The 13,652-nt window shown below is 70.9% G+C and carries 15 protein-coding genes; 12 read left to right on the plus strand and 3 right to left on the minus strand.

The window, feature by feature from the left end:
* Positions 1-35 precede the first annotated feature (35 nt).
* The 4 genes from ABN611_RS34040 (at position 36) to ABN611_RS34055 (ending at position 3,362) form a co-directional block, all read left to right on the plus strand.
* On the plus strand, positions 36-659 hold the full coding sequence (locus tag ABN611_RS34040; protein WP_350276396.1) for a pyridoxamine 5'-phosphate oxidase family protein: 624 nt from the start codon (positions 36-38) through the stop codon (positions 657-659).
* Positions 656-1,237 carry a CGNR zinc finger domain-containing protein gene (locus ABN611_RS34045; RefSeq protein WP_350276397.1) on the plus strand — a complete coding sequence of 194 codons (582 nt, stop codon included), beginning with the start codon at positions 656-658 and terminating at the stop codon, positions 1,235-1,237. The genes ABN611_RS34040 and ABN611_RS34045 overlap by 4 nt, the downstream gene beginning before the upstream one ends.
* A gap of 138 nt (positions 1,238-1,375) precedes the next feature.
* Entirely contained in the window at positions 1,376-2,524 is a 1,149-nt protein-coding gene (locus tag ABN611_RS34050) for an MFS transporter (RefSeq protein ID WP_350276398.1), read from the plus strand.
* Complete coding sequence (locus ABN611_RS34055; RefSeq protein ID WP_350276399.1) at positions 2,496-3,362, plus strand: alpha/beta hydrolase; 867 nt, start codon at positions 2,496-2,498, stop codon at positions 3,360-3,362. The genes ABN611_RS34050 and ABN611_RS34055 overlap by 29 nt, the downstream gene beginning before the upstream one ends.
* Before the next feature lie 19 nt (positions 3,363-3,381).
* On the opposite strand, the gene ABN611_RS34060 is transcribed toward ABN611_RS34055, so the two are convergent.
* Both ABN611_RS34060 and ABN611_RS34065 read right to left on the minus strand, forming a co-directional pair.
* Complete coding sequence (locus tag ABN611_RS34060; protein WP_350276400.1) at positions 3,382-4,053, minus strand: response regulator transcription factor; 672 nt, start codon at positions 4,051-4,053, stop codon at positions 3,382-3,384.
* 137 nt (positions 4,054-4,190) lie between these two features.
* Entirely contained in the window at positions 4,191-4,913 is a 723-nt protein-coding gene (locus tag ABN611_RS34065) for an A24 family peptidase (RefSeq protein WP_350276401.1), read from the minus strand.
* A gap of 314 nt (positions 4,914-5,227) precedes the next feature.
* Here ABN611_RS34065 and ABN611_RS34070 point away from each other — a divergent pair, with 314 nt between their 5' ends.
* The 8 genes from ABN611_RS34070 to ABN611_RS34105 all read left to right on the plus strand — a co-directional run bounded on the left by ABN611_RS34070 (position 5,228) and on the right by ABN611_RS34105 (position 13,274).
* Positions 5,228-5,416, plus strand: a complete 189-nt coding sequence (locus tag ABN611_RS34070) for a Flp family type IVb pilin (protein ID WP_350276402.1) — start codon at positions 5,228-5,230, stop codon at positions 5,414-5,416.
* A gap of 120 nt (positions 5,417-5,536) precedes the next feature.
* Positions 5,537-5,959 carry a TadE family protein gene (locus ABN611_RS34075; protein WP_350276403.1) on the plus strand — a complete coding sequence of 141 codons (423 nt, stop codon included), beginning with the start codon at positions 5,537-5,539 and terminating at the stop codon, positions 5,957-5,959.
* Between the two features lie 11 nt (positions 5,960-5,970).
* Entirely contained in the window at positions 5,971-7,068 is a 1,098-nt protein-coding gene (locus ABN611_RS34080) for a Tad domain-containing protein (RefSeq protein WP_350276404.1), read from the plus strand.
* 25 nt (positions 7,069-7,093) lie between these two features.
* Entirely contained in the window at positions 7,094-7,894 is an 801-nt protein-coding gene (cpaB, locus tag ABN611_RS34085) for a Flp pilus assembly protein CpaB (RefSeq protein ID WP_350276405.1), read from the plus strand.
* Positions 7,895-7,905: 11 nt separating this feature from the next.
* Positions 7,906-9,078, plus strand: coding sequence for an AAA family ATPase (locus ABN611_RS34090; RefSeq protein WP_350276406.1), 1,173 nt, complete (start codon positions 7,906-7,908; stop codon positions 9,076-9,078).
* A complete protein-coding gene (locus ABN611_RS34095) occupies positions 9,078-10,466 on the plus strand; it encodes a CpaF family protein (RefSeq protein WP_350276407.1) in 1,389 nt (462 codons plus the stop codon). Before ABN611_RS34090 ends, ABN611_RS34095 begins: the two co-directional genes overlap by 1 nt.
* Positions 10,467-10,477: 11 nt before the next feature.
* Positions 10,478-12,358, plus strand: a complete 1,881-nt coding sequence (locus tag ABN611_RS34100; RefSeq protein WP_350276408.1) for a VWA domain-containing protein — start codon at positions 10,478-10,480, stop codon at positions 12,356-12,358.
* Between the two features lies 1 nt (position 12,359).
* On the plus strand, positions 12,360-13,274 hold the full coding sequence (locus ABN611_RS34105; RefSeq protein WP_350276409.1) for a type II secretion system F family protein: 915 nt from the start codon (positions 12,360-12,362) through the stop codon (positions 13,272-13,274).
* A 17-nt stretch (positions 13,275-13,291) separates the two neighbouring features.
* Here ABN611_RS34105 and ABN611_RS34110 read toward each other — a convergent pair whose 3' ends face one another.
* Positions 13,292-13,549, minus strand: coding sequence for a metal-sensitive transcriptional regulator (locus tag ABN611_RS34110; protein ID WP_350276410.1), 258 nt, complete (start codon positions 13,547-13,549; stop codon positions 13,292-13,294).
* Positions 13,550-13,652 lie beyond the last annotated feature (103 nt).

The raw sequence follows: 13,652 nt of genomic DNA on the forward strand, positions 1-13,652 counted from the left end.
GCCATCATCACCATTAGCTGTCAGGGAGGGCTGCGATGGGAGCCAGGTTCGCGCAGTTGGCGTTCACCGAGGCGGTGCGGGCGCAACAGCGGCTGCACGGCAGCGATCGGGCGTACCGCGGAACGGCGGTGGAGACGGCTAGCGGTGATCTCCTGGGGCCGGGCGAGGCGGACTTCATCGCGGACCGCGAGAGCTTCTACATCGCGAGCGTGAGCGAGACCGGCTGGCCGTACATCCAGCATCGCGGCGGCCCGCGGGGCTTCCTGCGGGTTCTCGACGAGCGCACGCTCGGCTTCGCGGACCTGCGGGGAAACCGTCAGTACATCACCCGCGGGAACCTGCAGAACTCCGACCGGGTCGCGCTGTTCCTGATGGACTACGCCTTACAGGCGCGCCTCAAGCTCCTCGGTCACGCCCGGGTGAGCGAGGACCCGGATATCCTGCGGCAGGTGGTCGTCCCGGACTACCCGGGCAAGGTGGAAGGGGCCGTCCTCATCGAGATCGAGGGATGGGACTGGAACTGCCGGCAGCACATTCCGCAGCTGTTCGGCCGTGAGGTGGTCGAGCAGGCGATCGGCTCGCTGCGCGACCGGATCGCCGTACTCGAGCAGGAGAACGCGCGGCTGCGCGCCGGCCTGGTGCCTGGCGGGAACCGATGAGCGCCGTGTCCGCACCGCTGCTCGGGGAGCCCTTGCCGATCGAGCTCGCGAACACCGCGTACGCCGTACGGGGTGAACCGCGGGAGGGCCTGGACACCGTCGAGGCGCTCGCCGACTGGCTCGAAGCCAACAACGACCGGCTCCCGTGGAAGCTGTCCCCCCAGGACCTGGCCGCCTTGGGCGACTTCGAACTGACGGCGGCCCGTGAACTGCGGGACGCCATCCGTACGGTGGCGAGCGCGATCACCGACGACGACACCGACGGCGCGGCTCCGTCGGGCGGCGCGATCGAGACCATCAACCATCACGCCCGCTGGGCCCCGCAGTGGCAGGAGCTGCAGTGGGAGGCCGAGCCGGCCGCGCGGGTTCGCAGCGCGGCGCCGCCGGTCACCGCGACCTTCTCCTACATCGCCCAGGCGGCGATCGAGCTGTTCGTCCGTCAGCGCGCGGACCTGCGTGCCTGCCAGGGACCGGGCTGCGTGCTGTTCTACCTGCAGGATCGCCCGCAGCGAAGGTGGTGCTCGGCAGCCTGCGGCAACCGCGCCCGCGCCGCCCGGCACTACGCCCGGCACCGCTGAACCGCTAGCCCCTCGAACTTCCGTCCTCGGCCGACGACGTCGTACGTCGCGGCAGCGATCCGGCATGCCCTCCGCCGGTCGACCCGTGCCCTGAAAGTGTGAAAGACCTTGCGCACAGCGTTCGCCGCACTGGCGGCCATGACCGTCTCCTTCGGACTGAACTTCTCCGCCGGCGTGTTCTTCGCCCCCGCCGCCTCGGACTACGGACTCGACGTCTCGGCGCTGGCGATCGCCGCCGCGCTGAGCACGTTGCTCACCGGCGCCGCCCAGCCCTCGATCGGTCGGCTGCTGGATCGCAGCGGCGCCAAACGGGTCCTGCTGCTCGGGCTGCTGTTCAGCTCGAGCAGCTACCTGGTGCTCTCCCTGGTCACCCAGACCTGGCAGTTCGTTGCCGCCTACACGATCCTCGGCGGCCTCGGCTTCGCGAGCTCGTCCACTCTCACCATCAGCACCCTGCTCGGTCGGGCATACGGCGCCCAGGCCGGGCCGGCGCTGGCGCGGGCCGCGGTCGGAATCAACCTCGGGCAACTCCTCATGCCGTGGGCCGCGACGACGCTCTTCGAGCCCCTCGGCGTCCGCGGAACCTATGCAGTGCTCGGTGGCGTCGCTGTCGCGGTCACACTCGTCCTCGCATACGCCCTGCCGGCCGACACGGTGAGCAGGTCGTCCACCGACACGTCTCGGGAGAGCCTGCGCGGCCGCCGCCGCTTGCTGGTGTCCTTCGCGTTCCACGCGGCGACGATGTACGTCGTCGTACTCATGCTGCCCAAGCACGCCAGCAGCCTCGGTTGGTCGGTCGTCGACGCAGGCCGCCTGGTCGCGGTCGCCGCGCTGGCTGCCGGAATCACCTCCGCCGTCGCCGGGAACCTGCTGCACCGAGGCCGACGTCCGGAGGACCTGCTGCGGCTCCTCCACCTGCTGCGCGCGGCATCACTCGGCCTGCTCGTCGCGGCCGAAGGTTCGGTCGGACTCGTCGTCGCGTCGGTCGTCTTCGGAGTGTCGTCGTTCCCGATCATCCCGCTCACCATGGCCGTGCTGTCGCGCGGCCTCGATCCGAACCGGCTGGGCCGCACCCTGGCCCCCGTCTGGGTGACGCACCAACTCTCGGCCGCGAGTGGACTCGCCGTGGCCGCGCTCATCGACAGCTCGACCGGCAGCTACCGCGCCTTCTTCGCACTCGGCCTCGGCCTCGCCGCGGCCTCCGTCGCCTTGCTCCCTACCGGCAACGCAGTACCTCTCGAGAATCAGGAGAACAGCAATGAACCAAGTGCGCTACGCAACCGTTGACATCGACGGGCAGTCGATCTTCTACCGGGAGGCGGGTGACCCGGCCAACCCGACGCTCTTGCTGCTGCACGGCTTCCCCACCAGCTCCGCCATGTTCCGCAACCTGCTGCCTGCGCTGGCGGATTCGTACCACCTCATCGCGCCCGACCACCTCGGCTTCGGGCAGTCCGGGATGCCGACGGTGGACGAGTTCGACTACTCCTTCGACGCCCTCACCGACCTCACCCTCGGGCTGCTGGACAAGCTCGACGTACGGCGGTTCGCGCTCTACATCCAGGACTACGGAGCACCGATCGGGCTGCGCATCGCCAGCCGCCACCCGGAGCGCGTCACGGCCCTGATCAGCCAGAGCGGCAACGCCTACCTGGACGGGTTCACGCCGTTCTGGGAGCCGCTGTTCAACCACGCCAAGGACCGGATCACCTACGAACCCGACGTCCGCAAACTGCTGACGGCCGAGGCGACGCGGTGGCAGTACACCCACGGCGTGCCGGCCGAGTTCCTGGACCGGATCAGCCCCGACACCTGGACGCTCGACCAGGCGTACCTCGACCGCCCGGGCAACCAGGAGATCCAGCTGGAGTTGTTCCACGACTACCAGTACAACCTCGACGGCTACCCGGCGTTCCAGGAGTACTTCCGCACCCACCGCCCGCCGACACTGGTTGCCTGGGGCAAGTACGACGAGATCTTCGGCGCGGACGGCGCTACCGCCTACGCCCGCGACCTGCCGGACGCCGAGATCCATCTCCTGGAGGCCGGTCACTTCGCTCTCGAAACCCATGGCGACGAGATCGCCGCGCTGATCCGCGGCTTCCTCCAGCGGGTCGTCTCCTGAAGGCCCGCTGACCTCGTCCTCAGGCCGGGATGTCGAGTTCCGGCTTGAGGAGGCCGAGGCGCATCGCGGTCATGATCGCGTTCGCGCGGTTCGTCGCGCCGAGCTTCTCGTAGACGCGGGAGACGTAGGTCTTCGCGGTCGACAGGCTGACGAACAGCGTCGCGGCCATGGCCGGGACCGACACCCCGGTCGCCAGCAGCGACAGGATCTCGAGCTCCCGCGGGCTCAACGCGACACCCGGCTCGGACGCCACGGTCACGGGCGGGGTGCCGCGGCGCGCCAGGGCGGGGCCGAGGCCGGTGGCGGTGAACGAGGCGGCCGCCACCGCGGCGTGCCGGATCGCCCCGAGGACTTCGGTGTTCGGGGCGGTCTTGGCGACGAAGGCCGACACGCCGGTCTCCAGGGCACGGAACAGGACGTCGTCGCCGGACTGCGCCGTGAGCACCACGATGCCCAGGTCGTCGTACCGGTCGCGGAGGTCCCGCGCCAGCCGGAGTCCGTCGGCGTCGGGCAGTGCGACGTCCAGGACGACCACGTCCGGAGCCGTCGACGCGATCAGCGCGGGCGCGTCGGCCGCGAGGCCGCATTCGCCGACGAGGGTGATGCCCGCCCCGGCGCCCACCAGTCGCGCCAGTCCGTACCGGGTCAGTGTGTGTCCGTCGACGACGACCACGGTGATCGAGTTGTCCATGACGTGCTCCCTGCTGTCCCCCGTGACTCAGCCTCAGAAGCTCGTGGAGTCACCTTCTGTAACGATGATCGGCCCAGTCCTACGGTGTGTTACGGAATTCGCGCAGGTGCTTTCCGACCAGATAGTTGAGAGCTTGGTCACCAAGTTCCCGGGCCGGAGCCGAGCACGGCGAGCAACGCGCCGCCGAGCATGAACGGGCCGAAGCTGACCGTCTGCTGGAGGGTGACCCGGCGGGCGACGACCAGGCCCGCCCCGACCAGGCCCATGCTCAGGAACCCGAGAAGAGTTCCGGCGAACAGCGCCGGCCAGCCCAGCCAGCCGAGTGCGATCCCCAGACCACCGGCGAGCTTGACGTCGCCGCCACCGAGGCGCCCGCCGCTGGCGACAGCCAGCGCGAGGTAGCACCCGCCCAGGACCAGCCCGCCGAGCACCGCCCGCACCAGGTCCCCTGGGCGGCCCTCGACGACCGCGACCACTCCGAAGAGAGCAACCAGCCCCGGGTACAGCGGCAGGGTCAGCGCGTTGGGCAGCCGTTGTACGTCGATGTCGACCACGGCCAGCGCGACGCCGAGCGCACCGACGAAGGCGTACGGGGCGACGTCGAGCAGCCCACCGAACCGCCAGATCAGCACGACGAACACGGCCGCCGTCAGGGCCTCAAGCACGAGCGGAACGCCGTACCAGCCGTGGCAGTGCGCACACCGCACCGCGAACCGTCCCCAGACCGGCGCAGCACACTTCGCGCACGCCGAGCGGTCAGGGGAACCAGGCGCGACCGACAGCCGGAACACCGTGGCGCGCAGCAACAAGCCGGCCGCGACTCCAATGGTGCCTCCGGCAACTGACCAGGTGATGTCCATGCCGGTCAACGTACGGCGGCCCGCGCGGCGCCGGAACCGCGCGCGCGGCGAACTGACCGACCGGAGACCGAGGACGGGCCGTTCGGCCGATCCTGTCGTCCGATCGGCCGACACGCCTGTCGGGCGGTGTCACCCGATCGGCCGGTCGTGTCGGCCGATCTCCGCGCCCGTCGGGCGATCGGGCGGTGCGTTCCGGCCGGATGACCGATGCCGGACGGGAGCTCCGGGCGCGCATCGTTCTCGGTACCGCTCGGCAGCTCGCCGGCCGGTGGACCGGCGGGTCCCGCGACCCGCCACAGACGAAGGAGTTCCAGATGTCTCACCAACTGCTCACCCATGTGCAGAACGCCGTCGCCGAGACGCGGCGCGACGACCGCGGCGCGACCATGATCGAGTACGGCCTGCTCCTCGGCCTGGTCTCGGTGCTCGCGATCCCGGTCCTGCTGGTCCTCGGCCCGCGGATCGCCGCCATGTACCAGGCCGTCGTCGCCGCCCTGCCCTGATCCGGACGATCCGACGGCAGCGAGTGGGGAGAACTCATGTATCAGGGACGAGGGCGCCGCGGCGGGGAAACTCACCACGGCCGGGCCACTTTCATCCGGACTGCGGCACGAGTACGCCGCATGCTTCCCTCGTCGGTACATGGGAGCAGCAGCGCGGACCGCGGCGCCACCGTCGTCGAGTTCGCGCTCCTGCTTCCCCTCCTGCTGCTGCTCGTGCTGGGCATCATCGACTTCGGCCGGATGCTCAACGCGCAGCAGAGCCTCACCCAGGCGGCCCGGGAAGGCGCCCGGCTCGTCGCTCTCGGACAGCCGGACGTGACGAGCCGCACCCAGGCCGCCGCCGGGACCCTGAGCCCGGTCGGCGTGTCCGTCACGTCCTCGTGCCCGACCGGCGCCGGGCCGACGAGCAGCGGCGCCGTCCGGACCACGCACACGTTCCAGTTCACGCCCGGATTCGGTTCCGTGGCCGGCCTCTTCGGTGGTACCGGTCTCGGCGGCCCGATCACGCTGTCCGCGCAGGGGGTCATGCCGTGCGAAACCTAGTGCCAAATCTCGTGCCGGCTTACGTCCGGCCGATGCTGCGGATGGTCGGCGCCGACGACCGGGGCGCCGTCGGAGTGCTGGTCGGCGTCCTGTTCGCCGCCGGTGTGCTGCTCGGCATGGCCGCGCTGACGATCGACGCCGGCCGCTTGTACGTCGAGCGCGCCGAGCTGCAGAACGGCGCCGACGCCGGCTCGCTCGCCGTGGCGAAGACCTGTGCGGGCGACGACGGCTGCAAGCCCGGCACCGCCGCCTGGTACGCCGATTCCAACGCGACGGACAGCGCCTCGACGGTCGCGCTGGTCTGCGGCCGCGACGCTGAGAACGTCCTGCCGAACTGCCCGCAGCCCGCGGGAAACAGCGGCGAATGTCCGCCGTTGCCGACCGGCAGCGAGACGTACGTCGACGTGCACACCGCAACCCGGACTGCCGACGGGTCCTCGCTGCTGCCGCCGGTCTTCGCCCAGGCGCTGCCCGGCAACGGCGGGTACGAAGGAACCACCGTGCACGCCTGCGCCCGCGCACAGTGGGGTCCGGCGGTGCAGAGCTCGAAGTCGCTCGCGATGACGCTGTCGTTGTGCGCCTGGACCCAGGCGACCGGCGGTACGCCGCCGACGTTCGGGACCGACGTACGGATCTTCGTCCGTGACGCACCCAACGCGCCGACCTGTGGCGGCATGAGCGAACCCGGCGCCTTCGGCTGGCTGGCCTCCGACGGCGACTGCGCCGCGTCGGTCGACCTCACCCAGAGCGGGTACGTCGCCGGCAGCGACCCCGGCAAGAACCTGAGCCAGGCCTGCCAGGACCTGCTGGTGTCGTACGTCGCCAACAAGACGCCGATCTTCATCCCGATCTTCGACACGACCACCGGCACCGGCAGCGGCGCCACCTACCACCTGCTCGGACTGGCCGCGTTCGTGCTCACCGGCTACGCGAACATGAACCCGCTCAAGGACGCGATCCCGGCGCCCTTCACCCGTTCCTCCTGCCCGAACGGCGCGACCACGCCGTCCTGCATCTACGGCCACTTCACCCAGGCCCTCGTCCCCGTTTCGACCACCATCGGCGGCGGCCCGAACTTCGGCGCCACGGCCATCAAGCTCGCCGGCTAGTACCGCCGGCAGAGGAGAGAGACTCATGAAACGTCGAGTTGCGACCATCGTCCTGGCGGTGGTGCTGGCGGCGCTCGGGACGGGTGCCGTACTGGTCTACGTCAACCGCGCGGACGCTCGCGCCGTGGCCGGACAGCAAGCCGTCACCGTTCTCGTGGCCGGCAAGGCGATCCCGTCCGGTACGACGGCCCGCGACGCGAAAGCCGCGCTGCGCAAGGAAACGCTGCCCGCGTCCTCGGTGCCGTCGGACGCCGTCGCCGAGATCTCCCCCGCCCAGGAGGCGCTCGTCACCTCCAGCGACCTCAGCCCCGGCCAGCTGCTGCGGAACTCGGTCCTGGTGACCGCGGCGCAGGCGACGGGCGGACTGGCGATCCCGGACGGGAAGGTCGCGGTCACGATCACGTTGTGCACGCCGGAGGCCGTGGCCGGGAACATCCGGGTCGGTTCGGATGTCGCGGTGTTCGGCACGCTGGTTGTCGGCAGCAACGATGCGTCGGCACAGCCGAACTGCTCCGGCCAGCACAAGCTGCAGGTCGGCAAGGGCATCGGCAACACCAGGGTCGTCATCCCCAAGGTGCGGGTGCTGTCCATCGGGCCGGCCGCCCGCGCCGACGCCGAGGCCGAAACGACCGGCATCGGGCAGCAGAACACGTCCGCCAAGAACGATCCGATCCTGGTCACGTTCGCCGTCAACCAGGACGACGCCGAGCGGCTGATCCTGCTCACCCAGACCGGCTTGCCGTACCTGGCGCTGCACGGCCCGTCCGCGCAGATCAAGCCGGACGACCACCTCGTCCCCCAGTTCCCGCCGGCGCCGAAGAAGTAAGGACGACAGCCATGACCATCTACTGCCAGCCGGCCGGCGCGCCGGGAGACTTGATCGCGAGCCTCGGCGGGAACGTCCGCTCGGTGGACGACCTCGACGCCGCGTGGCGAGTCCTGGGCGAAGACACGTCCGAGGATCTCGTCGTCGTCGGCAGCGTCGCGGACCTGGCCGCCGCCTTGCGGTTCACCGCGCGGCTACGCCTGGAGCGGCCCGCCGTCGGCGTGATCCTGGTCCGGGACCAGGTCGACGTCGCGCTCCTGACCGACGCCTTGCGGGCCGGCGTCCGCGAGGTCGTCACCGCGGACGACCCGGCCGCCCTGGTCGAGGCCTGCGAGCGCTCGCGGTCGGTGTCCGGCCGGGTGCGGGCCGAACTGCGGGTCGGCGAGGAGCGCCCCGAGGAGCATCACGGCAAGGTCGTCACCGTGTTCGCCGCCAAAGGCGGCTGTGGCAAGACCACCCTCGCGATCAACCTGGCCGCGGCGCTGGCCGCCGGCGGGACGCACCGGATCTGCCTCGTCGACCTCGATCTCTCCTTCGGCGACGTGGCGATCAGCGTCCAGGTGGAGCCGGTGCGCACGATCAGCGACGCACTGCCGATGGCCGGCCACCTCGACACGACCGGCGCGGCGTCGCTGCTGACGCCGTACCGGCCGGGTCTCGACATCCTGCTGGCACCCGTCACTCCCGGCGACGCGGAGCGGATCCCGGCCGCGCTCGTGGGCGAACTGCTCGGCCTGCTGCGCACCATGTACGACTTCGTCGTGATCGACACGCCGGCGCAGTTCAGCGAGCACGTGCTCACCGCCATGGACGCGTCCGACCACCACGTGCTGCTGACCACGCCTGACACCCCGGCGCTGAAGAACCTGCGGATCGCGCTGGACATGCTGGATCTGCTCTCCTACTCGCGCGACATCCGGTCGGTGCTGGTCAACCGATCGGACTCGAAGGTCGGCCTGTCCCCCGCCGACGTCGAGCACGTGGTGCACAGCGCGATCAGCGCGCAGGTGCCGTCCAGCCGCAACGTCCCCGTCTCGATCAACCGCGGTACGCCGATCGTGTTCGCGACGCCGACCCATCCGGTCAGCCAGGCGATCATCCGGTTCGCGCGCGAGCGGCTGCTGAACCAGCCGATCCCCACCCGGGCCAAGGCCTTCGCCCGGCGGGCCGAAGGGCGGCGATGATGAACCTCACCGAACGGCTTGCCCAGCGACACCCGCACGGCGAGCTGCCCGCGGACCCGTCGGCGGCCCGCGGCGCGCCCGACGTACCGCGGCGTGCCGCGCGCAACGCGGACCCGTTCGCCGGAGTCAAGCGCAGCGTGCACCAAGGCCTGTTGGAGAGCCTCGGACCCAAGCTGTACGACGCTCATCTCGACCAGCGCGAACTGGAGCAGCGGGTCACGCAGACCCTGCAGGCAGTGCTGCAGCGCGACGACACCCCGATGACCGTGTCCGACCGGTCGCGGGTCGCCCAGGAGGTCGCCGACGAGATCCTCGGCCACGGTCCGCTCGAGCCCTACCTGCGCGACCCGGGGGTCTCCGAGATCATGGTCAACGGCCACGACCAGGTCTACGTCGAGCGGGACGGCCGGCTGCGCGCGGTCGACGCGGCCTTCACGGACGAGAGCCACCTGCGGCGCACCATCGACAAGATCGTCTCCCGCGTCGGCCGCCGGGTCGACGACGCGAGCCCGATGGTGGACGCGCGGCTCCCGGACGGCAGCCGCGTGAACGCCGTCGTCCCGCCGATCGCGCTCGACGGGTCGCTGCTGACGATCCGGAAGTTCGCCGCGGACCCGTTGACCACCGAGGACCTGATCTCGTTCGGGACGCTCACCGGCCCGGTCGCCGACCTGCTGCGGGCGTGTGTCCGCGGCCGGCTCAACATCCTGATCGGCGGCGGCACCGGCTCCGGCAAGACGACGACGCTGAACGTGCTGTCGTCGTACCTGCCCGACGACGAGCGGATCGTCACCATCGAGGACGCGGCCGAGCTGCAGCTGCGGCAGGAGCACGTGCTGCGGCTCGAGGCCCGGCCCGCGAACGTGGAGCAGCGCGGCGAGATCGCGATCCGCGACCTGGTCCGCAACGCCCTGCGGATGCGGCCCGACCGGATCATCATCGGCGAGGTCCGCGACGGCGCCGCCCTGGACATGCTGCAGGCGATGAACACCGGCCACGACGGCTCGATCACGACCGTGCACTCGAACGCGCCGCGCGACTCGCTGTCCCGGCTGGAGACGATGGTGCTGATGGCCGGCGTCGAGTTGCCGCAACGCGCGATCCGCGAGCAGATGGCGGCCGCGATCGACCTGGTCGTGCACCAGTCGCGGCTGAAGGACGGGACCCGCCGGATCACTCACATCACCGAGGTCACCGGCATGGAGGGCGACATCATCACGCTGCAGGACTTGTTCCTGTTCGACTTCCACGCGGGCGTCGACGAGCGCGGCTGGTTCCGCGGCACGCTGCGGTCCACCGGTCTGCGGCCCGGCTTCCTCGACCGGCTCGCCGATCGCGGCGTCCAGGTGCCGCCGCGGCTGTTCGGCCTGGAAGAGGCAGCGCGATGATCATCCGAGCCTTGGGAGTCGCTCTTCTCGGCCTGGCTTCGGCCTTCCTTCCCGGTACGGCGCGCGCGGGCGGCGACCCGGTGGCGCAGGTCGACTCCGTCCAGGTCGCTCCGGGCACCGCGAGTTTCATCCTCGGTACCGCCAACGTCTCCGGTCGCCTCGACTCGCAGACGGTCAAGGTCGTTGCCGGACGCACCGTTCTTCCCGCCCGTGTCACGCCGGTCAGCAACGCGACCACAGCCGCGGTGCCGCAGCGCGCGGTGATGATCGTCCTGGACACCAGCGGCTCCATGGCCGGATCCGGCATCATGGCGGCGCGACAGGCCGCGCTGAGCTACCTGGCCGACCTGCCGAGCGACGTCGAGGCAGGCCTGCTGACGTTCGCGGACCAACCCCGGCTCGTCGTCAGCCCGACCACGAACCGCACCTCGGTCCGCGACGCTCTGGCCCGGGTCGAGGCCTCCGGCGCCACGACGCTGTACGACGCGGTGAACGCCGCGATCTCGGCGCTCGACGCCGCTCGACCCGGTCCGTCGACCCAGCGCAGGATCGTCGTACTCTCCGACGGCGTCGACACCTCCAGTACGGCCAAGCTCGCGTCGGTGACCAGCAGGCTCGCGGGCGCGGACGTTCCGGCCGACGTCGTCGCCTTCCGGTACGGCAAGAGCGACGCCTCCGCCGCCCGGCAGCTCGCAGCGGCCGCAGGCGGCCGGGTACTGGCCGCGCAGAACGCCGGCGAACTGACGGCAGCGTTTGCCGCCGTGGCCCGTAGCTTCACCGCCCGCGCCAAGGTCGACGTCTCGGTGCCCGACGCACTGGCCGGCCGTACCGTGACGCTGCGCGTGAGCGTCGGCGCGGCGAGCACGACCACCACCCTGACGTTCGCCGCGATCCCGGCCGCGAAGCGCGTCGTACCGGCGTACCGAACTGTCTGGAGCGGTCAGCTGGTGGGTCTCCTCGCCGGTGTCTTCGTTGTGCTGCTGCTGGTCGTGCTTCTGCTGCGTCGGCAAGAGGTACGTCGGGACAACGCGCGGCGGCTCGCGGAACAGCTGAGGTACTACGGGCCGCACCCCGAAGAAGCTGCCGAAGGTCCTGCTGCGCAGACCGCGCTCGGCGTCGTCGGTCAGGTACTGCGAACCACCGGCGCCGACCAGGGACTCGCCAGGCGGCTCGACCTCGCGGACCTGAAGCGCACCCCCGCCGAGTGGGCCGCGCTCACCCTGTCCGCCTCCGCGGTCCTCGCGGTCGGGCTGGTGCTCTCGGGGCTGGATCCGCTGCTCAGCCTGCCGATCGGACTGGTGGCCGGATGGATCGGGCAGCACGTGTACCTGAGCATCCGGGCCGGGCGGCGACGGGTGGCGTTCGGCGAACAACTGCCCGACGTACTCCAGCTGATCGTCGGGTCGTTGCGCTCCGGCTTCTCGCTCGCGCAGGCCGTCGACTCCGTCGTCCGGGACGGCACGCAACCGGCCGCCGACGAGTTCTCCCGGGCCCTCGCGGAGACCAGGATCGGCGTCGAACTCGAGGACGGCCTGGACCGCGTCGCGGCCCGGATGGAGTGCGACGACCTGCGCTGGGTCGTGATGGCGACCCGGATCCAGCGCGAGGTCGGCGGCAATCTGGCCGAGGTCCTGCGGAACACGATCGGCACCATGCGCGAACGCGCCAAGATCCGCCGGCACATCCGCGCGGTCAGCGCCGAAGGACGACTGTCCGGCTACATCATCGTCGCGCTGCCGCTCGCGCTCGGCAGCTGGCTGACGATCTCCAAACCGCAGTACATGGAGCCGCTGTTCAGCAGCCCGATCGGCTGGCTGCTGGTCGCGGGCGGCGCGGCACTCATCGTCGTGGGCGCGCTCTGGATCCGCGTCCTGATCAAGGTGGAGGCGTGACATGACGGCAACCGTGATCCTCGTCGGCGGCCTGGCCGCACTCGGACTGGCCATCGTGCTCGCGGTCGTCGGTGTCACCGCGCGGCCGGCCAGGACCGGAGTCGCCCAGGCACTGGCCACGATCGAAACGCACTACGCCCAGCAGGCGCCGGTGGAGCAGGCACCCGAGCGCGACGCGCTCGCAGCGCTCCCGGGATGGTTGCGCCGCCTTGCGGAGCGCCTGTCGCCCGGCGGCATGGCCGCGACGCTGCAGCGCCGGCTCGACCTCGCGGGCAACCCGTCCGGCTGGACACCCGACCGGATCCTCGCCGCGAAAGGACTCGGCCTGTTCGTGCTGGGTGGGGTCGGCGCGCTGTACGGCGTACGCACGATCGGCCTGGCCGTCGTCGGCGCGGCGGTCGCTGGGGCCGTCGGCTTCTTCGTGCCGGACATCCTGCTCTACAACGCCGGCGCCAAGCGGCAGGCCAAGATCCAGCAGGCCTTGCCCGACGCGCTCGACATGCTCACGGTCTGCGTCGAAGCGGGGCTGGGATTCGACGCCGCGCTCGCACAGGTCGCCCGGAACACGCGCGGTCCGCTGGCCGCGGAGTTCTCGCGCGTGCTGCAGGAGATCCAGATCGGCACATCCCGCGCCCGCGCGCTGCGGGCGCTGGCCGACCGGACGACGGCGCCCGAGCTGCGGTCGTTCGTCTCGGCGCTGGTCCAGGCCGGCGAACTGGGGATCACGATCGCCGACGTCCTCCGGGAACAGGCCCGCGAGATGCGCCTGCGCCGCCGGCAACGCGCCGAGGAGAAGGCCGAGAAGATCCCGGTGAAGATCCTCTTCCCGCTGGTCTTCTGCCTGTTCCCGTCGCTGTTCGTCGTGGTCATCGGCCCGGGAGCGATCAACATCATGAACGTCTTCTTCGGCAAGTAACCCTCCGGACCCGCGGCTCAGGCCAGGGCGAGGAAGAGTTTCTCCATCTTCGCGGCGTCGATGTCGCTGTCCTCGTCGGTGAGGCACCGTTGCATGCCGGTGCTGACGATCGCGTAGCCGGCCCGGGCCAGTGCCTTGTTCACCGCGGCGAGCTGGGTGAGCACCGCCTCGCAGTCCGCGCCCTCCTCCATCATCCGGATCACGCTGCCGAGGTGTCCGTGCGCGCGCTTCATCCGGGTGACGATCGGCTTGATCTCGTCGGGTTCGAAGTCCATCGAGGCCTTCCCATCGGGGGTTCGACGGCGCGCCCGGACGGCGGCGCCGGCACCGAGTCTACAACCCCCTGGGGGGATGTGTTACGGTCGACTCGAACCCCCT

It is taken from the genome of Kribbella sp. HUAS MG21, assembly GCF_040254265.1.
Taxonomy (GTDB): domain Bacteria; phylum Actinomycetota; class Actinomycetes; order Propionibacteriales; family Kribbellaceae; genus Kribbella.